The sequence below is a fragment of the Shinella yambaruensis genome (genome assembly GCF_050859155.1).
Classification (GTDB): Bacteria; Pseudomonadota; Alphaproteobacteria; order Rhizobiales; family Rhizobiaceae; genus Shinella; species Shinella yambaruensis.
Genome location: NZ_CP150641.1, coordinates 284,830 through 307,992, shown reverse-complemented (window position 1 = coordinate 307,992; position 23,163 = coordinate 284,830). Strand labels below are relative to the sequence as shown.

Sequence of the window (23,163 nt, the reverse complement as noted above, 5' to 3'; positions counted from 1 at the left end):
GGGGAGAAGGAGATAGCCGGATGAGGGGCAGCTCCGCGGCCGACCGCCGAAGCCTCAGGCCGCCGCTTCCGCCTTCGCCCGTTCCGCCAGCAGCTTCTGCGCCGTCACGAAATCCACCTTGCCGGAACCTAGCACCGGCACCGGGCCGACCGTCACCTCCGAAGGCACCATCATGTCCATCGCGCCCTTCTCCTTGGCGAAGCGCAGGAAGGCGGCGCGGGTGGCGTCCGGGGCGTCGGTGAGGAGGACCAGGCGCTCGCCCTTCTTGGCATCCGGCAGGGAGACGACGACGGAGAGCCTTCCCGGCCAGAGTTCGCCGGCCAGCGCCTCGACGGCGGCGAGCGAGACCATTTCCCCGCCGATCTTGGCAAAGCGCTTGGCGCGGCCGCGGATGGTGATGAAGCCCTCCTCGTCGACCGTCACGATGTCGCCGGTGTCGTGCCAGCCGTCCGGCGTCGGCTCCAGAACGCCGGGGTTTTCGGCGCGCAGATAGCCGGCCATGACATTGGCGCCGCGCACGAAGAGGCGCCCGCCTTCCTCGACGCCGGGAACGGGATCGAGCCGGTATTCCATGCCGGGCATGATCTTGCCGACGCTGCCGGCCTTGTTGAACATCGGCGTGTTGAGCGCGATGACCGGGGCCGCCTCGGTGACGCCGTAGCCTTCCAGGATGCGCACGCCGAACTTCTCCATGTAGAGCGCCCGCGTGGTGGCGCGCACCGGCTCGGCGCCGGCGAAGCAGTAGCGGATCGAGCGGAAATCGTAGGGATGCGCGGTGCGGGCATAGCCGTTGAGGAAGGTGTCCGTGCCGAAGATGATGGTGGCGTTGGAAGAATAGATCAGCTCCGGGATGATCCGGTAGTGCAGCGGCGAGGGGTAGAAATAGACCGGCACGCCGGAGACGAGCGGCAGGATGGTGCCCGCCGTCAGCCCGAAGGAATGGAAGACCGGAAGGATGTTGAACACCTTGTCGCCCGAATGGAAATCGATGCGGGAGGCGGCCTGCGCGGCGTTGGAGAGGATGTTGCGGTGGGTCAGCACCACGCCCTTCGGCGTGCCCTCCGAGCCGGAGGTGAAGAGCACGACGGCCGGGTCGTCCGCCTTGCGCCTGGCGAGCGGCCGGCCCCTGCGCAGGAAGCCGAGCGCCTTGTCCCTGACGCCGATGGTCTGGCGCAGGTCGTCCAGCCAGACGATCTCCACCGCCTTGGCCAGCTCCTCGACGACGGGGCCGAGCTTGGCCTGGGTGACGAAGGCGCGGGAGGTGAGCACGCGGCGCACCTCGGCGGCCCTGCAGGCCGAGAGGATGTTCGCCGCGCCGGCCGTGAAGTTCAGCATGGCCGGCACCTTGCCCGCGGACATGACGCCGAGGAGGGTGGCGACCGAGCCGTTGGCGTTGGGCAGCAGCACGCCGAGGGTCTTGTCCTGCGGGTAGAGCGCCCTGAATTTCGCGCCCAGCACGGCGGCGCCGATCAAAAGCTTGCCATAGGTGAGCGAGCCGGTGACGGGATCCTGCACGGCAAGGCGCCGCATGCCGCGTTCCTTCGCCGTCTCGATGACCTTTTCGAGCACGGTGGTGCCGGTGTCCGTGGTGCTGAACATCAGCATGGACATGACCTGGTAGAGCTCGGCGCCCGCCGCCATGCGGCGCTTGCGGCCCTTCAGCTCGGCCGGCACGGAAAGGCGCACCGGCGGCAGGATCGTCACCTTCACCTTGGGGAACAGCCGGCGGCGCACATGCAGCGAGGAGAGGCGGGAGAAATAGCTCTTCTCCAGCCCGTCGATGCGCACGGGCACGACCATCGCGCCGGTCTTGTCGGCCACCATGGCGGCGCCGTCATAGACCTTCATCAGCGCGCCCGTGACGGTGATGCGGCCCTCCGGGAAGATGACCAGCGGCTCGCCGTTGTTGACCGTCTTGATCAGCGTGCGCGTCGCCATCGGCTTGGAAGGGTCGAGCGGCAGGAAGTTGCACATCTTGAGGAAGGGCTTCACCCACCAGGCCTTGGCGATGGTGTAGTCGACGGCGAAGGTCGGCTCCTCGTCGGTGAGGGCCAAAGCCAGCGCGCCGTCGAGGAAGGAGACGTGGTTGAGCGCGATGATCGGCGCCTTGCCGGCCTTCTTCAGGTTGTCGAGGCCGTCCACCTCCAGCCGCAGGAAGGCGCGGAAGAGGATGGAGATGAAATCGCGGAAGGCATTGGTCGGCAGCGTCTTCAGCATGATCCAGGCGGCGGCGATATTGGCGAGCGCGAGGCCGGCGAGCAGCATCGGCGTCGAGGCGCCCGCCGCCTGCAGGGCCGCGACGAGGCCGCCGCCAACCGTCATGAAGCCGGCGGAGAGCACGTTGGCCGCGCCGATGACACGGGAGCGCTGGTCCTCCTCCGCCCAGGCCTGCAGCGCGGCGAAGGTGGGCACGACGAGGAAGGCGCCGGCGATCGCCATGCCGGCAAGGTCGATGGCGATGCGGATCGCATAGGGGCCGGAAAAGAAGGCGGCGAGCGTTTCGGCCGGGGCGGCGGCGCCGGCATGGCCGACGCTCCAGGCGAGATCGAGGCCGAACAGCGCCATGATCAGCGTGCCGAGCGGGGCCGGAAGGAGCACGATGCGGCCGGCCGACATCCAGGCGGCGATGGCCGAGCCGACGCCGACGGCGACGGCGAAGACGGCGAGATAGGCGGTGATGGCCGTCTCGCTGCCACCGAGATTGCCCTTCACCATGGGCGGCAGCAGCGAGAGCACGATGGCGCCGACCAGCCAGAACCAGGCGGCCATCAGCGCGGCGCGCCACAGCCGCTTGTCGCCGCGCAGCGCATTGACGAGGCGGCCGGTGGAGCGGAAGACGTTGCGCTCGACGGCAAGGTCCGGGGCCTTCGCGCCGACGCGGGGGATGAAGCGGCTCGACAGCCAGCAGGCAAGCGCCAGGCCCAGCATCATCGGCCCGAAGAGCCAGGGGTTGACGCCATCGGCGGCGGCAAGGCCGGCGACCAGCGTGCCGCCGAGGATGGCGATGAAGGTCGCGCCCTCGATCCAGGCATTGGCGCGCGGCAGCTCCCTGCGCTCCAGATGATCGGGCAGGATGCCGTATTTGACCGGGCCGAACAAGGCGGAGATGACGCCGAAGAGGAAGAGCGCCACCATCAGCACCGCGACGGAGTGGAAGGCGAGGCCGACCACCGCGACGCCGGCGGCGGCGAGCTCCACCCGCTTCAGCCGCTCGGCCATGACGGCCTTGTCGAACTTGTCGGCAAGCTCGCCGCCGAGGGCGGAGAACAGCAGGAACGGCGCCATGAAGACGGCGCCGGCGAGCGTCACCAGCGATCCCGCCTCCTCCGCCGCCATCGTCGCGAGAATGAGGAAGACCAGCGTGTTCTTCAGGAAGTTGTCGTTGAAGGCCGACAGGAACTGGGTCCAGAAGAGCGGCGCGAAGCGCCGGGAGGTCATGAGGTTCTGTTGCACGGCGTGTCTCCCATCCTGCGGGATTTCTCGAGCATCTCCGCTTTCGCGAAAACGCCCTGTCTGTTTGTCTTACGCAATTCCGGACGCAAACCGCTGCGCGCTTTTGCTGGAACTGCTCTAGGGAAAAAGCCTTGCCGCTTCGTTCACCGATCGGGCGGCAGGGCCGATTTTCCGGTCAAGCCTCGTCGCTCTTGATGCCGAGCAGCAGCTTTTCCGTCTTGGCATCGTCGATGCGGCGCAGCAGCTTCTCGGCTTCCTGGTTGTCGCGCAGGGTTTTCGTGACGTTCACCGTCGTCTGCACCAGCATCAGGATGCCCATGGCGAGATAGCCCTTGCCCCAGAGATCGAGCGGCATGAGATAGAGGCCGAGCGCCAGCATGAAGGCGGCAAGGCCGAAGCTGGCATAGGAAAAGGTCGTCCAGGCGGGCGAATGTTTCATCAGGCTGTCGTTCATGGCAGTGGTCCCTTCCGTTTGTCAGTGGGCGTTCATGCGGCTGCGCAGGCGCTGGAGCACCTCGTCGGCGCTTGTCACCAGCGGGCGGCCGCAGCCGGCGGCGGCCAGCTTTTCGGCGAGCGCGGCCGGGTCCGGGCCGGTCTCCAGCGTGCCGAGGGCCTCGGCGGTCAGTTCCGCCTCGCGCTGGCGCCGCTCCAGCCGGGCAAGCGTCGCCTCGGCATCGGCAAGCGTGTTTTCACCCGGCGCGTCGTGGGCGAGGCGGCGGGTGCGGTCGCGCGCCAAGGCGAGCCGCTCGCCGCGGCGCAGCGCCGAAAGCCGCATCTCGCTCTGCCGCACCGCCTGTCTCAGACGGTCGATGCCGCCGGAAAATTCGGCCTCGACCTGGCGGGCATTCTGCAATTCGGTCTCCAGGCGGGCGATCGAGCCGGCGGCTTCGATGGCAAGGTCCTCGCGGCCCTTCTCGAGCGCGGCGATGGCGCGGGCTTCGAGATCCTTTATGCGGGCGGCGAGGCGTTCGGCGTTTTCCGCCTCCAGCCGGTTCTGCGCGATGGCGACGGCCACCGCCCGGCGCGCCGCCTCGACGCCGCGGGCCGCGTCGCGGATCTGCTGGGCAAGGACGGGAAGGGCATGGCGGTCGCCGAAGGCTTCCTCCGCCTCGTGCGCGCGGCCGCGCACCAATGTCAGGATCTGTTTGAACATTTTTCTCTCTCCCTGTATGAACAATGTTCAATAATCTTGTCGCATAAAAATGAACGATGTTCAATATAGAAAATGAACAACGTTCAAAAATAGGAGAACGGGATCGATGGCGGCGAAGCGGCAGGCGAAGAAGGAGGACTTGCGGACGCGGCTGGTCACGGCCGGGACGCAACTGATCCGCGACCAGGGCCTGAAGGGCCTGCGCGCCCGCGACATCGCCGAACGGGCGGGCGCGGCGCTCGGCGGGCTCTACACGGTGTTCGACGATCTCGACGGGCTGATCCTTGCCGTGAACTCCGGCACGCTGAAGCGGCTGGAGGTGGCGCTGGAACGCGCGATCCCGCCGGACGCCACCATCGAGCAGACGTTCCTCAGTCTCTCGCTTGCCTATCTCGGCTTCGCGCAGGCCGAGAAGAACCTCTGGGCCGCCCTCTTCGAGCACCGCATGCCGGAGGGCGTGCCCGTGCCGGACTGGCACCTTGCCGAACATGCCTTCCTGATCGGCCTCATCGCCGGGCCGCTCGCCGGCCGCATGCCGGGCGCGTCCGCCGAGGACATCGCCATCCGCGCCCGCACCTTCTTCTCCGCCGTGCACGGCGTCATCGCCGTCAGCCTGGAAGGCCGTTTCGTGGGGATCACGCCGGAGCGCCTGGAAAGGGAGGTCGCCGCCCTCGCCCGCATCCTGGCGAAAAGCCTGGACTGAGCGTCAGCCGAGCCTTCGGCGATGGACGGCCCAGGCGCCGGCCGCGCTCATCGCCGCCAGCGCATACCAGGTGAGCGCGTAGACGAGGTGGCTGTTGCGGAAGGCGACGACCGTCAGCCCGCCGACCGGCAGGCCGCCGGGATTGGGCGTCGCATCCGCATCGATGAAATAGGGCGCCGCGCCGGAAAGGCCCTTCGCGGCGGTAATCGCAGCGACATCGCGGGAGAACCAGCGGTCGGCGGCCGGATCGTTGGCGCGCAGGAACGCGCCGCCGGGTTCGCTGAGGCGCAGCAGCCCCGTCACCGTGACGGGACCGGCGGCCAGTTCGCTTGCCACGCGCGCGGCCGGATCGCGCCGGTCCGCCGGCACGAAGCCGCGGTTGACCAGCACGGCCGTCTCATCCGGCAGCAGGAGCGGCGTCAGCACCCAGAAACCGGCGCCGCGCTCCGTCACGGCCTGCACCAAAACCGTCTTGTCGTGCTGGAAGAGGCCGGTGGCGGTGACGCGGCGGTACTCGTCCTTCTCCCGGCTCACGGCCGGCCATTCGGCACGGGCGGGGGCCGGCACGGGGTCGGCGTGGACGCGGCTTTCGACGCGGGCGATGAGGTCGAGCTTCCAGAACAGGCGCTGCACCTGCCAGGTGCCGAGCGCGAGGAAGACGGCGACGAGGACGAGGAGGAAGCCGGTGAGGAGGCGCCGGGCGCGGGCGGAGGGCTCGGACATGGGCTAGGCCGCCCCCTTCTGCCCTGCCGGGCATCTCATCAGGAAAGTGCCCCTCGTCCTGACCCTCTCCCCGCAAGCGGGGAGAGGGGACGCGGCCCACGAAAGGGCAATTCTCGGGGAAACCGGCGCGGCATATCCCCTTCGCCCCGCAAGCGGGGAGAAGGTGGCCGGCAGGCCGGATGAGGGGCCGAGGGAGACGTCTCCGTCCCGTGCCTGCCTGTCCATAACATCCCTCGGTCAGGGCATGGTCTTCATCATCTCGTGGGTCATCGGCATCATGTTCGTGTTGAGGTGATGCATGACCCAGAGCGAGCCGGCAATGGCGATGCCGACGATGATGAGGGTGAAGATCAGCGCCATCAGCGTCCAGCCGCCTTCCGAGCGCGGGTTCATGTGCAGGAAGTAGACCATGTGCACGACGATCTGCACCACGCCGATGCCCATGACCAGCACGGCGGTGAAGAGCTTGCTGTCGATGACGTCGCCCATGACCAGCCAGAAGGGAATGGCCGTCAGGACGATCGAGAGCACGAAGCCGATCATGTAGCCCCTGAACGAGCCGTGGCCGGCATCGTGGCCATGGCTATGGGCGTGGTGGGCCTCGGCGGCGTTTTCGTGGGCGGGGTGGGCGCTCATCCGAGGACTCCCAGGAGATAGACGAAGGAGAAGACGCCGATCCAGATGACGTCGAGGAAGTGCCAGAACATGGAAAGGCACATCAGCCGGCGGCGGTTTTCATGGGTGAGGCCGTGCTTCCTGACCTGCACCATCAGCGTGACCAGCCAGATGATGCCGAAGGTGACGTGCAGGCCGTGCGTGCCGACCAGCGTGAAGAAGGACGACAGGAAGGCCGAGCGCGTCGGCCCGGCGCCCTCATGGATCAGGTGGTAGAACTCGTAGAGCTCCAGCGCCAGGAAGGCCGCGCCGAAGACGCCGGTGATGCCGAGCCAGACGAGCGTCTCCATCTTGGCGTTGCGCTCCATCTGGAGCATCGCGAAGCCGTAGGTGATGGAGGAGAGGAGCAGCATCGCCGTGTTGATGGCGACGAGCGACAGGTCGAAGAGATCGGCCGGCGACGGGCCTGCCGCATAGTTGCGGCCGAGCACGCCATGCGTTGCGAAGAGCACGGCAAAGATCAGGCAGTCGCTCATCAGGTAGAGCCAGAAACCCAGCATGGTGCTGTTTTCCGGATGATGCTCTTCCGTCAGGTAGAAGGTCGGCTTTTCGCCGGTATCGTGGACTTGGGTCGCGCTCATGGGCTCAGGTCCGTTCCGCAAGCAGTTTCGTGCGCGCGTCCTCGGTCGCCGTCACGGTCTCGGCGGGGATGAAGAAGTCGCGGTCGTAGTTGAAGGTGTGGGCGATCGACACCGCGATGAGCGCGATGAAGGAGAGCGCCGCCAGCCACCAGATGTACCAGATCAGCGCGAAGGCGAGCACGACGCTGATGGCCGACAGGACGACGCCCGTGCCGGTGTTCTTCGGCATGTGGATCGGCTTGAAGCCTTCCAGCGGGCGCTCGTAGCCGCGGCTCTTCATGTCGTACCAGCTGTCATGGTCGTGCACGACGGGGGTGAAGGCGAAGTTGTAGTCCGGCGGCGGCGAGGAGGTCGACCATTCCAGCGTGCGCCCGTCCCAGGGATCGCCGGAGGTGACGCGCAGCTCGTCGCGCTTCAGGAAGCTGACGACGAGCTGGATGACGAAGGAGGCGATGCCGAGCGCGATCAGCGCCGCGCCGAAGGCGGCGATGACGAACCAGATCTGTAGGGACGGGTCCTCGAACTGGCTGACGCGGCGGGTGACGCCCATCAGGCCCAGCACGTAGAGCGGCATGAAGGCGAAGAAGAAGCCGATCTGCCAGAACCAGAAGCTCATCTTGCCCCAGAAGGGATCGAGCTTGTAGCCGAAGGCCTTGGGGAACCAGTAGACGACGCCGGCCATCAGCCCGAACAGCACGCCGCCGATGATGACGTTGTGGAAGTGGGCGATGAGGAAGAGCGAATTGTGCAGTACGAAATCGGCCGGCGGGATGGCCAGCATGACGCCCGTCATGCCGCCGATGACGAAGGTCACCATGAAGCCGACCGTCCACAGCATCGGCACCTCGTAGCGGATGCGGCCGCGATACATGGTGAACAGCCAGTTGAACATTTTCGCGCCGGTCGGGATCGAGATGATCATGGTGGTGATGCCGAAGAAGGCGTTCACCGAGGCGCCCGAGCCCATGGTGAAGAAGTGGTGCAGCCAGACGATATAGGAGAGGATCATGATCACGCAGGTCGCGTAGACCATGGAGGTGTAGCCGAAGAGCCGCTTGCCGCAGAAGGTCGCCACCACCTCGGAGAAGATGCCGAAGGCCGGCAGAACGAGGATGTAGACCTCCGGATGGCCCCAGATCCAGATGAGGTTGATGTACATCATCGGGTTGCCGCCGAGGTCGTTGGTAAAGAAGTTCGTGCCGACATAGCGGTCGAGCGACAGGAGGGCGAGCGTGGCGGTGAGGATCGGGAAGGTCGCGACGATCAGGATGTTGGTGCACAGCGACGTCCAGGTGAAGACCGGCATCTTCATGAAGGTCATGCCCGGCGCGCGCATCTTCACGATGGTCGCGATGAGGTTGATGCCCGACAGCGTCGTGCCGACGCCGGCGACCTGCAGCCCCCAGATGTAATAATCGACGCCGACGCCGGGACTGTAGTCCGCGCCCGAGAGCGGCGGATAGGCGAGCCAGCCGGTGCGGGCGAACTCGCCGACGAACAGCGACATCATGATGATGACCGCCCCGCCCGTCGTCATCCAGAAGGAGAAATTGTTGAGGAAAGGGAAGGAGACGTCGCGCGCGCCGATCTGCAAGGGCACGACATAGTTCATGAAGCCGGTGACGAAGGGCATCGCCACGAAGAAGATCATGATCACGCCGTGCGCGGTGAAGATCTGGTCGTAGTGGTGCGGGTTGAGGTAGCCCTCGTTGCCGCCGAAGGCGATCGCCTGCTGGATGCGCATCATGATGGCGTCGGCGAAGCCGCGCAGCAGCATGATGATGGCGAGGATGATGTACATGATGCCGATCTTCTTGTGATCGACGGATGTGAACCATTCGTGCCAGAGATAGCCCCAGAGCTTGAACTTGGTGATCAGGCCGAGAAGCGCGATGCCACCCAGCGCCACGACCGCGAAGGTCACGACGAGGATGGGCTCGTGGTAGGGGATTGCCTCCCAGGTGAGCCGTCCGAAGAGGAATTGCGTGAGGCTGATGTCGCCGAACATGGGATCGTCCAATATCGTTTCGTAGGCGGCCCGGTGCATTCGAGGGCCTTGCGCGCCCGCCGCGGCCGGCGGGCGCAATGAAAGCTAGTGCGACTGGTGCGCGTCGTGGTTCATCGTGGCCGGGTTCTCCTCCACGCCCTCGGCCGGTTCCTCGCTGCGCGCGGGATTGCCGGTCTCGGGGAAGGTGGCGGCGGGCGCCTCGTCCTTCGCATGGCGGTTGTCGTGTTCGAGCTTGGCCTTGTTCTCGTGGCTCTCCTTGCCCGCCCCGCCCGTCATGTCGATATGCATCATGTCTTTCATGCACATCTGGCCTTCGCGCACGCACATGTTGAGCACGGCCTCGTAGAGCCCGTCGTCGACGGTGGCATAGTAGCGCACGGGCTCCTTCGCGCTCGGCTTTTCGAGCTTCAGGTAGGCGTCGCGGTTGAGCGCCGTGCCGTTCTGCTTCACCCGCGCGATCCAGGCGTCGAAACCGGCCTGGTCGAGCCCGTGGAACTTGAAGCGCATGTGCGAGAAGCCGTCGCCGCTGTAGTTGGACGACAGGCCCTCGTATTCGCCCTGCCTGTTGATGACGGCGTGCAGCTTCGTCTCCATGCCGGGCATTGTGTAGATCATGCCGGCGAGCGCAGGCACGTAGAAGGAGTTCATCACGGAGGAGGCCGTGAGCTTGAAGTTGATCGGCACGTCGACGGGGGCGGCCATCTCGTTGACCGTGGCGATGCCGTAGTCCGGGTAGAAGAACAGCCATTTCCAGTCGAGCGCCACCACCTCGACGGTGATCGGCTTCATCTCCTCCGTCACCGGCCGCGCCGCGTCGAGCCGTTCCAGCGGCCGGTACGGATCGAGCTTGTGAGTGCTGACCCAGGTGATGGCGCCGAGCGCGATGATGATGGCGAGCGGGGCCGACCAGATGGCGACTTCCAGGCCCGTCGAGTGGTGCCACTCCGGATCATATTTCGCCGCCGTGTTCGACTGGCGGTAATGCCAGGCGAAATAGAGCGTCATGGCGATCACCGGGATGATGATGACCAGCATGAGGATGGTGGAGATGACGATCAGGTCCCGTTGCTGCGTGGCGATGTCCCCGGAAGGCGACATGACGACCATGTTGCATCCGGAAAGCAGGACCAGCATCAGGGGGAGGATCGAGACTCGGGCTAAACTGAATGGCTTCGGCATTGCGGCCTCAACTTGCGTTCTGTCTAGTCGGCAATAAGCGGGCATCGTCGCGCTTGGAAGTGAGGTGCTTCGTCGCAGCGCAGCATTCTGTCGCAGTGCGGTAGAAACTTTTGGGCTGTCCGCCGCCGCAAAATTGATCTAGCGCAATAATCGTCGCGGGTCTCGCACACCCGCTGCGACGGGTCGAAGGTTCGGACGCAACCCTGCCGCAGCGCGCACGTTTCGCCTAATTCTTGATATTGGACGCCGAATAGTCAACACTCTAACGACATGGCGCACATCGCTCGGAGAAATTCATGAGTTCGGTCGCTAACCCTTCGTCCTCGGGCCTCGAGCGGGACGCCCGCCGCATGCATGACGACGACAAGCCGCTTTCGCCCGGCAGCGTCGCCATCGGCGTGGTGATCGGGCGCACCTCCGAATTCTTCGATTTCTTCGTCTACGGCCTCGGCTCCATCCTGGTCTTCCCGAAGCTGATCTTCCCCTTCGCCGGCAGCGCGGTCGCCGCGACGCTGATGTCCTTCGCGCTCTTCCCGCTCGCCTTCCTCGCCCGCCCGGTCGGCTCCTTCGTCTTCATGTGGATCGACCGCAACTACGGCCGCGGCACCAAGCTGACGGTGGCGCTGGTCATCCTCGGCGGCTCGACCGCCTCCATCGCCTTCCTGCCGGGCTACGAGACGATCGGTTACTGGGCCGTCGCGCTGCTCGCACTCTTCCGGCTGGGCCAGGGTTTTGCGCTCGGCGGCGCCTGGGACGGGCTTGCCTCGCTGCTCAACCTCAGCGCGCCGGAGAACCGCCGCGGCTGGTACGCCATGATCCCGCAGCTCGGGGCGCCCATCGGCTTCGCGCTCGCCAGCGTCCTCTTCGCCTATTTCGTCACCAGCCTGTCCGAGGCGGATTTCATCGCCTGGGGCTGGCGCTATCCGTTCTTCGTCGCCTTCGCCATCAATGTCGTGGCGCTCTTCGCGCGCCTGCGCATCGTCGCCAGCAAGGAGTTCGGCGCGGCCATGGAGGCGCAGGAACTGCAGGCCCGGCCGGTCTTCGAGATGCTGAGCAAGCACGCCATGGACGTGGTGCTCGGCGCCTTCGTGCCGCTCGCAAGCTTCGCCATGTTCCATCTCGTCACCATCTTCCCGCTGTCCTGGATCACGCTCACCGGCGGCCAGTCGGTGCAGGAATTCCTCTGGGTGCAGGTGGCGGGCGCGGCCGTCGGCGCGGTCGGCATCGTGCTGTCGGGCGTCATCGCCGACCGGATCGGCCGGCGCAACCAGCTGATGGCCGGCGCCATCCTCATCGCGATCTTCTCCTTCTCCGCGCCCTTCCTGCTGGATGCCGGCGGCAAGGGGCAGGATGCCTATATCCTGATCGGCTTCTTCATCCTCGGCCTCACCTTCGGCCAGTCGTCCGGCGCCGTCTCCTCGCGCTTCACGCAGCATTACCGCTACACCGGCGCGGCGCTGACCTCGGACCTCGCCTGGCTCGTCGGCGCGGGCTTCGCCCCGCTCGTGGCGCTCGGCCTTGCCACCAGCTTCGGCATCGTCTTCATCGGCGGCTACCTGATCTCCGGCGCCATCTGCACCATCGCCGCCCTCACCCTGACACGGGTGCTCGACCAGCACTGAGGCCATTGCGGGAGAGCGGCGGGCGGGTTGCGACCTCCCCCCTCTGCCCTGCCGGGCATCTCCCCCTCAAGGGGGGAGATCGGCAAGATGCGAAAACTTGCTCAAACCGCAACGCTGGTGAGGGGCAGCACGCTGCTGCTTTCCCCTTCTCCCCCGCGGGGAGAAGGTGGCCCGAAGGGTCGGATGAGGGGGCTTGCACACCGTCTGACGTCTGCGCCGCCCCCCTCATCCCGCTGCCGCGACCTTCTCCCCGCGGGGGAGAAGGGGCAAGACGCGTCGCCTCATTCCATATGCAATTCGCCTGCCTTGTGGGGGAGATGCCCGGCAGGGCAGAGGGGGGTAGTCCCCGCGCACCACAAGCCTGCTTCAAGCCCGCAGGATCACCCCTTCATCCGCCCCGCAGCCCTTGCCGGCGCGCCGAGCTCGGCGTCGGCGAGAAGCCGCACCAGCCAGTCGACGAAGACGCGGACCTTGTTGGAGAGGTGCCGGTTCGGCGGATAGACGATATAGAGCGGGATCGGCTCGCAGCGCCAGCCCGGCAGCACCGGCACGAGCGCACCGCTTGCCAGCGCCTCCGTCGCCATGAACCGCGGCAGCGGCGCGACGCCCAGGCCGGAGAGCGCCGCGGCAAGATAGCTGCGCGCGTCGTTGACCGAGACGATGTAGCGGCCGTTGACCTCGACCTTCTCGCCATCCTTCTCGAAAGCGAAGGGCATGATGCGATTGGCCTGCGCCAGGAAATAGTTGACGCAATGGTGCTCCCCGCCGAGGTCCAGCGGATGGTCCGGCGCCCCGAACGCCTCGAGATAGGCAGGGGCGGCGCAGGTCACGACGTCGATCTCGGCGACGCGCCGGGCGATCAGCGACTGGTCGCCCGGCGCCCCGCCGCGCAGCGCGCAGTCGACATTCTCCGCCAGGTAATCCACCATCCGGTCGCCGACGCCGAGGTCGATATGGATGTCGGGGTACTTCCTGTGGAAATCGCCGAGCCGCGGGATGACCAGCAGGTCGGCGAAGGCCCCCGCCATCTCGACGCGCAGGCGCCCGCGCGGGCTTGCATGGGAATGGGAAAGGCTGCCGTCCAGTTCGTCGATCTCCGCGACGATCTGGATCGCCCGTTCGTAATAGAGCGCCCCGTCCGTCGTCACCACCACCCGGCGCGTCGTGCGGTTGAGCAGCTTGGTCTGGAGGTGGGTCTCGAGGTTCTGGATGAGATTGCTCACCGTCGCCTTGGGCATGCCGAGCGCGGCGGAGGCCCGGGTGAAGTTGCCGGTCTCCACCACGCGGAGGAAGGCACGCATTGCGGAAAGCTGATCCATGGAACATTCCCACGTTGGAAGCTGCTATTGTTCGAAAATCTGGATAGTGAAGTCAATTTTAGCGCACTTATATCGCAGAGATCAGGCACGATATAAATGGTGAGGCCCCATCCTAATTCCAGGGGGCCCGAGGACACGGCAATGTCGGTAGAGATCAAGGATATGACGTTCGACAAGGTGGCCATCGGCCCCGTGTCCGCGCGCGTCTATCAGGGAGCGGAGTTCGCCAAGGGCGCACCGATCCTCCTCTACTTCCATGGCGGCGCGTTCCTGGAAGAGGGCCTTCGCCCCTCCCCCGTCGCCGAGGCCATCGCCTCCACGGGCGCCATCGTCGCGGTGCTGGATTATGGCGCGCCGGGCGGCGGTGTCTTTCCCAAGCCGCTCGAAGTCGGCTTTTCCATGTTTTCCTATCTCGCCAAGAAGCGCGCCGGCCTCGGCGACCGCAAGTCGCCGCTCATCATCGGCGGCGAGGAGGCCGGCGGCAACATCGCCGCCGGCGTCGCGCTGAAGGCCCGCGACCATTTCGCCAACGAGCTGGACGGCCAGGTGCTGTTCTCGCCGCTGCTCGATCCCTTCATGGGCACCGCCTCCTTTCGCGAGTCCGAGGCGCTCGGCATGCACCAGCGCTGGGCGGACGGCTGGAGCCATTATCTCAGCGGCGGCGTCTGCCACCCCTATGCGGCGCCCTGCCTCTGTTCGCGGCTTGCAGGCGTCGCACCCGCCCTCGTCATGTCGGCAGAGGACGATCCGCTGCGCGACGAAGCCCTCGGTTACGCCGACTGCCTCAGGGCGGCGGGCGTGAAGGTTCGCCAGCATGTGCTTCCCGCCGGAGCAGGCTGGCCGGAGATTTACGGCGGGAGCGAAGGCGAAACCCCCGGCTGGTCTCCCAACCGGCCCTCCCCCTGGCAAGAGGAGGTCGGCCGCCAGTTTTCGGGTTTTGTTCGGGATATAAGCATTCACTAATTTAATTTGAACCCGCGGCCCAGGGGGGCCGCAAGGAGAACGAGAAAATGACGTCGAAGCGCAAACGCTGGGCCCTGACGGGCGCCGGCCTGGGACTGGCTGTGTCCGTTTCCGCCGCAGCCCTCTATTTCCAACTGCCGGGCAATGTCGCCCAGGCCGAAGCCACCGTGACGGCGGAAGTGCCCGCCGTTCCGGTGACGGTCGCGGTCGTGGAAAACCGCGACGTGGTGACCTGGCAGGAATTTTCCGGCCGTCTGGAGGCGATCGACCGCGTGCAGATCCGCTCGCGCGTCGCCGGCGCCATCGAGGCGGTGAACTTTCGCGAAGGCGCGCTGGTGAAGGCGGGCGACCTGCTCTTCACCATCGACCGGGAGCCCTTCAAGACCGCGGTGACGCAGGCGGAGGGCCAGTACGCCTCGGCCGAGGCCCGGGCCAAGCTCGCCACGACCGAGCTTGAGCGCGGCCAGCGCCTCGCCAGGAGCAACAGCATCTCGCAAAGCGAGGTGGACACGCGCCAGAACGCGCTGGCCGAGGCCCGCGCCGCGCTGAAGACGGCAGAGGCCACGCTGCACGCCGCCAAGCTGGAGCTCGGCTATACGGAAGTGCGCGCGCCGGTTTCCGGCCGCGTCGGCAAGGTGGAGATCACCACCGGCAACCTCGTCGCCGCCGGCTCGACCTCGCCGGCGCTGACGACGCTTGTCTCGGTCGACCCGATCTATGCCGGCTTCAATGTCAGCGAGGAGACGGTCGCAAGAGCCCTTGCCGCCCTGCCGGCCTCCACGGACGCGCTGCCGCCGATCGACCAGATCCCGGTCGAGGTCGGCACGCTCGCCGACGAGGGCACGCCGATCCGCGGCAAGCTCCAGCTCATCGGCAACGAGGTGGACGCGGCGAGCGGCACGATCACCGTGCGCGCCGTCTTCGACAATCCCGGCGGCAGGCTGATCCCCGGCCAGTTCGTGCGCATCCGCATGGGCGAGCCGAAGGCCGAGAGCAAGATCCTCGTCAGCGAGAAGGCGATCGGCACCGACCAGGACAAGAAGTTCGTCTTCGTCGTCGACAAGGACAACAAGGTCGCCTACCGGCCCGTCGTGCTCGGCAGCCTGTCCGGCAACGAGCGTGTCGTGGAAAGCGGCCTTTCCGGCGGCGACCGCATCGTCGTCAACGGCCTGCAGCGCATCCGCCCCGGCGTCGTCGTCGACCCGCAGGTGCAGGAGAACGTCGCTTCGGCGAAGTAGGCGGGCCGCCGCAGCCGCGGCGTCTCATAAGCATATTCCAACGGTGCCATGACACCCCCCTCTGGCCTGCCGGCCATCTCCCCCTCAAGGGGGGAGATTGGCAGGAGGCAAGAACCCCGCTCAATCCGCGACGTCGGAGATGGGCGAGAGGCTGCTCCATCCGATCTCCCCCCTTGAGGGGGAGATGGCCGGCAGGCCAGAGGGGGGTGCTACGGCAAACGGCCAAGATTAGAGGCCGCCAATACCAACAATTCCATGCCCGCCGGCGGCGCATCGCCCGCCGGATGGGCCCGTTCGTCCCTGGAGAGGGGTATTGCCATGAACATCTCCCGTTTCTTCATCGATCGCCCGGTCTTCGCCGGGGTGCTGTCGATCCTCATCGTCGTCGCCGGCCTGATCGGCATGCGCGCCCTGCCGATCTCCGAATATCCGGAGGTCGTGCCACCCTCGATCGTCGTGCGCGCCACCTATCCCGGCGCAAACCCGGTCGTCATTTCCGAAACCGTCGCGACACCGCTCGAAGAGCAGATCAACGGCGTCGAGGACATGCTCTACATGAACAGCCAGGCGACCTCCGACGGCGTGCTGACGCTGACGGTCACCTTCAAGCTCGGCACCGATCCGGACAAGGCCCAGCAGCTCGTGCAGAACCGCGTGTCGCAGGCCGAACCCCGCCTGCCGGCCGAAGTGCGCGCGCTCGGCGTCACCACGGTCAAGAGCTCGCCGGACTTCATCATGGTGGTGAACCTCGTCTCGAAGACCGACCGCTACGACATCACCTATCTGCGCAACTACGCCACGCTGAACATCAAGGACCGCCTCGCCCGCATCGAGGGCGTCGGCCAGGTCCAGGTTTTTGGCGCGGGCGACTATGCGATGCGTGTCTGGATCGATCCGCAGAAGGCGGCGGAGCATGCGCTCGCCGCCAGCGACATTTCCAACGCCATCCGCGAGCAGAACGTGCAGGCCGCCGCCGGCATCATCGGCGCCTCGCCCACCGCCAACGACGTCAACCTCCAGCTCAACGTCAATGCGCAGGGGCGCCTGCGCACGCCGGAGGAATTCGGCAACATCATCGTCAAGACCGGCGCGGAGGGCCAGATCACCCGCCTGCGCGACGTCGCCCGCATCGAGATGGGCGCGGCCGACTATTCGCTGCGCTCGCTGCTCGACGGCGAGCCGGCCGTCGCCGTCGCCGTGCTCCAGGCGCCGGGCTCCAACGCCATCGAGATCGCCGACAACGTCCGCGCCACGATGGACCAGCTCCAGATCGCCATGCCCGAGGGCGTGAAATACGAGATCGTCTACGACACGACGGAATTCGTGCGCGCCTCGATCGACAAGGTCGTCGACACGCTGCTCGAGGCCGTGGCGCTCGTCGTGCTCGTCGTCATCATCTTCCTCCAGACCTGGCGCGCCTCGATCATCCCGCTGCTCGCCGTCCCGGTCTCCATCATCGGCACCTTCGCCGTGATGTATGCCTTCGGCTTCTCGGTGAACGCGCTGACGCTCTTCGGCCTCGTGCTCGCCATCGGCATCGTGGTGGACGATGCGATCGTCGTCGTCGAGAACGTCGAGCGCAACATCGAGAACGGCCTGTCCCCGCGCGAAGCCACCTACCGGGCGATGCGCGAGGTCTCCGGCCCGATCATCGCCATTGCGCTGGTGCTCGTCGCCGTCTTCGTGCCGCTCGCCTTCATCAGCGGCCTCTCCGGCCAGTTCTACCGCCAGTTCGCGCTCACCATCGCGATCTCGACGGTCATCTCCGCCATCAACTCGCTGACGCTCTCCCCGGCGCTCGCCGCCCTTCTCCTGAAGGACCACCATGCGCCGAAGGATTGGCTGACGCGCGTGATGGACGGCCTGTTCGGCTGGTTCTTCCGCGGCTTCAACCGCGCCTTCAGCGCCGCCGGCAACGGCTACGGCCGCAGCGTCGGCGGGCTCGTCACGCGCAAGTCCCTGGTCATGGCGGTCTATCTCGCCCTCGTCGGCGCGACCTATGCGGTGTTCAACGCCGTGCCGGGCGGCTTCGTGCCGGCGCAGGACAAGCAGTACCTCATCGGCTTCGCCCAGCTTCCGGACGGCGCGACGCTCGACCGCACGGAAGAGGTCATCAAGAAGATGAGCGAGATCGCGCTGGAGCAGCCGGGCGTCGAGCACGCCATCGCCTTCCCGGGCCTGTCGATCAACGGCTTCACCATCGGCTCGAATTCCGGCATCGTCTTCGCCTCGCTCGCCCCCTTCGAGGAGCGCACGACGCCGGAGCTTTCCGGCGGGGCGATCGCCATGCAGCTGAACCAGAAGTTCGGCGCCATCCAGGATGCCTTCATCGCCATGTTCCCGCCCCCGCCGGTCAACGGCCTCGGCACGACGGGCGGCTTCAAGCTGCAGATCGAGGACCGCGCCGGCCTCGGCTACGGGCCGCTCAACGAAGCGACGCAGGCGTTCCTGGCGAAAGCCTACCAGACGCCGGAGCTGGCGGGCCTGTTCTCCAGCTTCCAGATCAACGTGCCGCAGCTCTACGCCGACCTCGACCGCTCCAAGGCCCAGCAGCTCGGCGTGCGCGTGACCGACGTGTTCGAGACGCTGCAGATCTATCTCGGCTCGCTCTATGTGAACGACTTCAACGCGTTCGGCCGCACCTACTCCGTGCGCGTCCAGGCGGATTCGGCGTTCCGTGCCAAGCCGGAGGACATCGGCCAGTTGAAAGTGCGCTCGCAGACGGGCGAGATGATCCCGCTCGCCGCCCTCCTCAAGGTGGACGCGACGACCGGGCCGGAGCGCACCACGCGCTACAACGGCTTCCTCGCCGCCGACATCAACGGCGGCCCGGCCCCCGGCTTCTCCTCCGGCCAGGCGCAGGAAGCCGTCGAGAAGATCGCGGCCGAGACGCTGCCCCCCGGCATCGACTTCGAGTGGACGGACCTCACCTACCAGCAGATCCTCGCCGGCAATTCGAGCATCGTCGTCTTCCCGCTGGCGCTGCTGCTGGTCTACCTGGTGCTCGCCGCGCAATATGAAAGCCTGACGCTGCCGATCGCCATCATCCTGATCGTGCCGATGGGCGTGCTCGCCGCGCTCGCCGGGGTCTGGTACACGGGCGGCGACAACAACGTCTTCACCCAGATCGGCCTCGTGGTGCTGGTGGGCCTGTCGGCGAAGAACGCCATCCTGATCGTCGAATTCGCGCGCGAGCTGGAATTCGAGGGCAGGACGCCGATCAAGGCCGCGATCGAGGCGAGCCGCCTGCGCCTGCGCCCGATCCTGATGACCTCGATGGCCTTCATCATGGGCGTCGTGCCGCTGGTCCTGTCCACCGGCGCGGGCGCGGAAATGCGCGCCGCCATGGGCCTTGCCGTCTTCTCCGGCATGATCGGCGTCACTTTCTTCGGCATCTTCATGACGCCGGTCTTCTACGTGCTGCTGCGGCGTTTGGCGGGCAACCGTCCTTTGGTGCAGCATGGCAAGTCGACGATGGAGGGAGAGACGCAGGCGGTGTAAAGCGGAAGGCCCCTGCCCACAAGGGCAGGCGAATTGCATATGGCAGCACGCTGCTGCTTTCCCCTTCTCCCCCGCGGGGAGAAGGTGGCCCGAAGGGCCGGATGAGGGGGCTTGCACACCGTCCGACATCTGCGCCACCCCCTCATCCCGCTGCCGCGACCTTCTCCCCGCGGGGGAGAAGGGGCAAGACGCGTCGCCTCATTCCATATGCAACTCGCCTGCCCTCAAGGGGAGATGCCGGCAGGCAGAGGGGGTCTTCACCGCAAACGAAAAGGCCGGAGCGGCACCATCGCCGCCCCAGCCTTGATTTTTTCGACGCCCCTCAAGCCGCCAGATGCTCGAACAGCCGGGCGACCGCCTCCGCGCCGGGATCGACATGCCCCTCAAGCTGCTTCGCGTTGATATAGGCCGCCCGCCCCGCCTTCGCGCGCGTCAGCGTCGCGGTGAAGTTCGCGCCCTCGCGGGCCGCGCCGGCGGCTGCCGCCACGCTCTCACCGAGCGCTTCGAGGGCGGGGGAGAGGGCGTCCACCATGGTGCGGTCGCCGATGCTGGCGCCGCCGATCTCCTGCATGCGGGCGAGCCCGGCGCGCAGGGCCTCGCGCATCGGCAGGCCGCTGGAGGCGCCGTCGCCGGCGGCGGCGAAGAAGATGGCGAGCAGCACGCCGGAGGAGCCGCCCATCGTCTGGCTCAGCTCCTGGCCGATGGCGCGCAGGAGCTGCGTGTGGTCGGAGAGCGGCAGGCGGTCGATGGCGTTGATCAGGGCGCGGGCGGCGCCCGCCAGCGTCGAGCCGGTGTCGCCGTCGCCGGATTTGGCATCGAGCGCGTTGAGGTCCTGTTCGGCGGCGATCAGCACGTTGCAGCAGTTGATGACGAAGGCGCGTGTCGCCTCGTGGTTCGAGGGCATCGGCGTGATCGGCGTCAGGCCGTCCGGCAGGGCCGCGACCGCGATCGGCCGGACTTCCGAGACGCCGGGCCAGGCGGCGATCGGCACGGGGGTTTTCAGGAGCTCCAGCTCGGCCGCGTCGGCGGGGAAGACGGAGATGGAAAGGCCCTGCATGTCGAGCGAGGTCATCAGCGGCGCGGGGCCGATGGCATGGGTGATCCGCGCGCCGACCGAGGAGCCGAGCAGGTCATGGGCGAGCACCGACATTTCCAAGACGGACGCGCCGCCGAGATTGTTGATCAGCGCGACATGCGGTCCCTCGCCCATGACGGCGGCAAGCCGCTCGACCATGGTGGCGACCGAGGCGCGCGCGCCGGCGAAATCGATCTGCTCGACGCCCGCCTCGCCATGGATGCCGAGGCCGAGCTCGGCCTTGCCCTCGGGAATGCGGTCCTCCTTCGGCGAGCCGGGCACGCGGCAGGTGTCGAGCGACATGCCGATGGAGCGCGTGCCGGCGATGACGTTCCTGGCGGCCGCCGTGACCGTGTCGAGGTCGGCGCCCCGTTCGGCGAGCGCGCCGGCGATCTTGTGCACGAAGAGCGTGCCGGCGACGCCGCGGGCCTGCGGCAGGTCGGGCAGGGCGATGTCGTCACCGACGATGACCATCGAGACATTGAGGCCGAAGGCACGCGCCCGCTCGGCGGCGAGGCCGAAATTGAGGCGGTCGCCGGTATAGTTCTTGACGATGAGGAGACATCCGGCGGGGCCGGTCACCGCGAGAATGCCGGCGAGCACGGCATCGACGCTGGGCGAGGCGAAGACGTCGCCGCAGACGGCGGCGGTCAGCATGCCCTTGCCGACGAAGCCGACATGGGCGGGCTCATGGCCGGAGCCGCCGCCGGAGACGAGCGCCACCTTCGACTTGTCCCAGTCGCTGCGCTTGACGACGCGGATATGCGGATAGCCGTCGAGCCGGGTCAGCGCGCCGCCCGAAAGGGCGAGCACCCCGTCGATCGCCTCGGTGACGACGTCTTCGCGCTTGTTGATGAATTGCGCCATGGTTGTTCTCTCCTCAGGCTAAACGCATGCCGGCCGCGTCGAAATAGAGCGGCCGCGACGGTTGGATGCGGATGGTCTCGCCGCCTTTCAGCGGCGTGTGGGCGTCGGTGACGGTGATGAGGTCGTGCCGCTTGAAGGAAAGGTGCAGGCGCGTCTGGTCGCCGAGATGCTCGACGCGCTTGACCAGCGCCTCCTCCCCCTCCCCTTGCGCGATGTGCTCCGGGCGAAGGCCGATGCTTTTCGCCCCCGATGGCGCGCCGGCGAAGAGGTCGGCCGGCAGCACGTTGATGCGCGGCTGGCCGAGGCGGGTCGCGGCATAGACGCTGACGGGCTCTTCGTAGACTTCGCGCGGCGAGCCGAACTGCACCAGTTTGCCCTCATTGAGCACGCCGACATGGGTCGCCATGGTCATCGCCTCGATCTGGTCGTGGGTGACGTAGAGCAGCGTTGCGCCGGATTTCGCCTGGATGCGCTTCAATTCGATGCGCAGGTCCGCCCGGAGCTTGGCATCGAGTGAGCTCAGCGGCTCGTCCATCAGGAAGATCTCGGGATTGCGCACCAGCGCGCGGCCGATGGAGACGCGTTGCATCTCGCCGCCCGAAAGCGCCGTCGCCTTGTTCTCCAGCTTGTGGGCGATCTGCAGCACCTCCGCGACCTCCTGGACCTTCCGGTCGATCGCCGCCTTCGGCGTCTTCAGGAGCGGGGATTTCAGGGGGAACTCCAGATTCTGGCGGACGGTGAGGTGCGGATAGAGCGAATATTGCTGGAAGACCATGGCGACATTGCGCTCGGCCGGCGACAGGCCCTTCATCGGCCGGCCGCCGATGAAGACCTCGCCGCCGTCGGGCGCGTCGAGGCCGGAGACCATGCGCAGCACCGTCGTCTTGCCCGCGCCGGTCGGGCCGAGGAGGACGACGAAGGAGCCGTCCGGCACCGTCAGCGAGACGTTGTCGAGCGCGACGGTGCCGCCGAAGCGTTTCGTGACGTTTTCAAGCACGACCTCAGCCATGTCCGAGCACTCCTTCATTGCCTTCCGAGAGGAGGGCCTTGCCGCTTTCCGCATCGAAGAGCGAGAGGGTCCGCGCGTCGAAATCGAGGCCGACAAGCTCCTCCTCCCGCACCAGCTGCGCCGAGGAGATGCGGGCTTTCACCTCGCCGTGTTCCGTCGAAAGGGTGACGATCTGCGTCGTGCCGAGATATTCGACGGCGCTGACACGGCCGCGATAGGCGGCATCGTCGCGGAACTTCACATGTTCCGGCCGGACGCCGAGCGTCAGGCGGCCGTCGCGGCCTTCGCGCGCGGCGGGCACGGCGACGGTGACGCCGCCGAGATCGACGCTGCTGCCGCCGATGCCGATCATGCCTTCGAACTCCAGGAAATTCATCGAGGGCGAGCCGATGAACTGGGCGACGAATTTCGTCGCCGGCCAGTCGTAGATCTGCTGCGGCCGGCCGAACTGTTCCACGACGCCATGGTTCATGACGACGATCTTGTCGCCCATCTGCATGGCTTCGAGCTGGTCGTGCGTGACATAGACGGTGGTCGCGCCCATGCGGTCGTGCAGCGCGCGCAGTTCTTCCGCCATGTGCTCGCGGAATTCCGCGTCGAGCGCGCCGAGCGGCTCGTCCATGAAGAAGGCCTTCGGCCGGCGCACGATGGCCCTGCCGAGCGCCACGCGCTGGCGGTCGCCGCCCGAAAGGCCGCCGACCGGCTTGTCGAGGATATGCTCGATTCTGAGGATGCGGGCGACCTCCGCGACGCGCGTCTTCACCTCCTCGCGCTTCATGCCCTGGCTGACCAGCGGATAGGAGATGTTCTTGCGCACGTTCATGTGCGGGTAGAGCGCGAACATCTGGAAGACGAAGGCGATGTCGCGCTGGCTGGCCGGCTTCATGCCGACCTCCTCGCCGTCGATGAAGATCTCGCCCGAGGTCGGCAGTTCGAGGCCGGCCATCATGCGCAGCGTCGTCGTCTTGCCGCAGCCGGAGGGGCCGAGCAGCATGAAGAACTCGCCGTCCTCGATGGTGAAGGAGGAGGAGCGCACCGCGGTGAAGGCGCCGAACTCCTTGCGGACGTTCTGGATTTTTATCTGCGCCATCGGC

The 23,163-nt window shown here is 66.9% G+C and carries 17 protein-coding genes; 5 read left to right on the top strand and 12 right to left on the bottom strand.

The annotated features are described in order from the left end of the window. Positions 1-54 precede the first annotated feature (54 nt). The 3 genes from WMC41_RS29180 to WMC41_RS29170 form a co-directional block, all read right to left on the bottom strand. Positions 55-3,453 carry an acyl-[ACP]--phospholipid O-acyltransferase gene (locus tag WMC41_RS29180; protein WP_432349709.1) on the bottom strand — a complete coding sequence of 1,133 codons (3,399 nt, stop codon included), beginning with the start codon at positions 3,451-3,453 and terminating at the stop codon, positions 55-57. A 175-nt stretch (positions 3,454-3,628) separates the two neighbouring features. Continuing rightward, positions 3,629-3,907, bottom strand: a complete 279-nt coding sequence (locus WMC41_RS29175) for a YiaA/YiaB family inner membrane protein (protein ID WP_244768964.1) — start codon at positions 3,905-3,907, stop codon at positions 3,629-3,631. Positions 3,908-3,928: 21 nt separating this feature from the next. Beyond that, positions 3,929-4,606 carry a PspA/IM30 family protein gene (locus WMC41_RS29170; RefSeq protein WP_272808980.1) on the bottom strand — a complete coding sequence of 226 codons (678 nt, stop codon included), beginning with the start codon at positions 4,604-4,606 and terminating at the stop codon, positions 3,929-3,931. A 106-nt stretch (positions 4,607-4,712) separates the two neighbouring features. Between WMC41_RS29170 and WMC41_RS29165 the strand changes: the two genes are divergently transcribed. Continuing rightward, on the top strand, positions 4,713-5,309 hold the full coding sequence (locus tag WMC41_RS29165) for a TetR/AcrR family transcriptional regulator (RefSeq protein ID WP_432349708.1): 597 nt from the start codon (positions 4,713-4,715) through the stop codon (positions 5,307-5,309). Positions 5,310-5,312: 3 nt separating this feature from the next. Here the strand turns inward: WMC41_RS29165 and WMC41_RS29160 are convergent, their stop codons facing one another. The 5 genes from WMC41_RS29160 to cyoA all read right to left on the bottom strand — a co-directional run bounded on the left by WMC41_RS29160 (position 5,313) and on the right by cyoA (position 10,475). After that, the gene (locus tag WMC41_RS29160; protein ID WP_432349707.1) at positions 5,313-6,032 is read right to left on the bottom strand and encodes an SURF1 family protein; all 720 of its coding nucleotides are present in this window, start codon (positions 6,030-6,032) and stop codon (positions 5,313-5,315) included. Positions 6,033-6,269: 237 nt separating this feature from the next. After that, a complete protein-coding gene (cyoD, locus tag WMC41_RS29155; RefSeq protein WP_244768960.1) occupies positions 6,270-6,668 on the bottom strand; it encodes a cytochrome o ubiquinol oxidase subunit IV in 399 nt (132 codons plus the stop codon). Continuing rightward, positions 6,665-7,288 carry a cytochrome o ubiquinol oxidase subunit III gene (cyoC, locus tag WMC41_RS29150; RefSeq protein ID WP_432349706.1) on the bottom strand — a complete coding sequence of 208 codons (624 nt, stop codon included), beginning with the start codon at positions 7,286-7,288 and terminating at the stop codon, positions 6,665-6,667. The genes cyoD and cyoC overlap by 4 nt, the downstream gene beginning before the upstream one ends. Before the next feature lie 4 nt (positions 7,289-7,292). Beyond that, complete coding sequence (gene cyoB, locus WMC41_RS29145; protein WP_432349705.1) at positions 7,293-9,296, bottom strand: cytochrome o ubiquinol oxidase subunit I; 2,004 nt, start codon at positions 9,294-9,296, stop codon at positions 7,293-7,295. Positions 9,297-9,380: 84 nt separating this feature from the next. After that, entirely contained in the window at positions 9,381-10,475 is a 1,095-nt protein-coding gene (gene cyoA, locus WMC41_RS29140) for a ubiquinol oxidase subunit II (RefSeq protein ID WP_244768957.1), read from the bottom strand. 296 nt (positions 10,476-10,771) lie between these two features. Here cyoA and WMC41_RS29135 point away from each other — a divergent pair, with 296 nt between their 5' ends. After that, complete coding sequence (locus WMC41_RS29135) at positions 10,772-12,097, top strand: MFS transporter (protein WP_432349704.1); 1,326 nt, start codon at positions 10,772-10,774, stop codon at positions 12,095-12,097. Between the two features lie 380 nt (positions 12,098-12,477). Here WMC41_RS29135 and WMC41_RS29130 read toward each other — a convergent pair whose 3' ends face one another. After that, entirely contained in the window at positions 12,478-13,416 is a 939-nt protein-coding gene (locus WMC41_RS29130) for a LysR family transcriptional regulator (protein WP_272808975.1), read from the bottom strand. 141 nt (positions 13,417-13,557) lie between these two features. Between WMC41_RS29130 and WMC41_RS29125 the strand changes: the two genes are divergently transcribed. The 3 genes from WMC41_RS29125 to WMC41_RS29115 all read left to right on the top strand — a co-directional run bounded on the left by WMC41_RS29125 (position 13,558) and on the right by WMC41_RS29115 (position 19,118). Further along, positions 13,558-14,379, top strand: a complete 822-nt coding sequence (locus tag WMC41_RS29125) for an alpha/beta hydrolase fold domain-containing protein (RefSeq protein WP_432349703.1) — start codon at positions 13,558-13,560, stop codon at positions 14,377-14,379. A 47-nt stretch (positions 14,380-14,426) separates the two neighbouring features. Continuing rightward, the gene (locus WMC41_RS29120) at positions 14,427-15,617 is read left to right on the top strand and encodes an efflux RND transporter periplasmic adaptor subunit (RefSeq protein WP_432349702.1); all 1,191 of its coding nucleotides are present in this window, start codon (positions 14,427-14,429) and stop codon (positions 15,615-15,617) included. A gap of 318 nt (positions 15,618-15,935) precedes the next feature. After that, on the top strand, positions 15,936-19,118 hold the full coding sequence (locus tag WMC41_RS29115; RefSeq protein WP_244768952.1) for an efflux RND transporter permease subunit: 3,183 nt from the start codon (positions 15,936-15,938) through the stop codon (positions 19,116-19,118). A 322-nt stretch (positions 19,119-19,440) separates the two neighbouring features. Here the strand turns inward: WMC41_RS29115 and WMC41_RS29110 are convergent, their stop codons facing one another. Genes WMC41_RS29110 through WMC41_RS29100 form a run of 3 tightly spaced genes read right to left on the bottom strand, consistent with a single transcriptional unit; the run spans position 19,441 to position 23,159 of the window. After that, positions 19,441-21,060: a dihydroxyacetone kinase subunit DhaK gene (locus WMC41_RS29110; RefSeq protein ID WP_244768951.1), complete on the bottom strand. Its 1,620-nt coding sequence runs from the start codon at positions 21,058-21,060 to the stop codon at positions 19,441-19,443. Positions 21,061-21,073: 13 nt separating this feature from the next. Next, positions 21,074-22,069, bottom strand: a complete 996-nt coding sequence (locus tag WMC41_RS29105; protein ID WP_432349701.1) for an ABC transporter ATP-binding protein — start codon at positions 22,067-22,069, stop codon at positions 21,074-21,076. Further along, the gene (locus WMC41_RS29100; protein ID WP_432349700.1) at positions 22,062-23,159 is read right to left on the bottom strand and encodes an ABC transporter ATP-binding protein; all 1,098 of its coding nucleotides are present in this window, start codon (positions 23,157-23,159) and stop codon (positions 22,062-22,064) included. Before WMC41_RS29100 ends, WMC41_RS29105 begins: the two co-directional genes overlap by 8 nt. Positions 23,160-23,163: the final 4 nt, after the last annotated feature.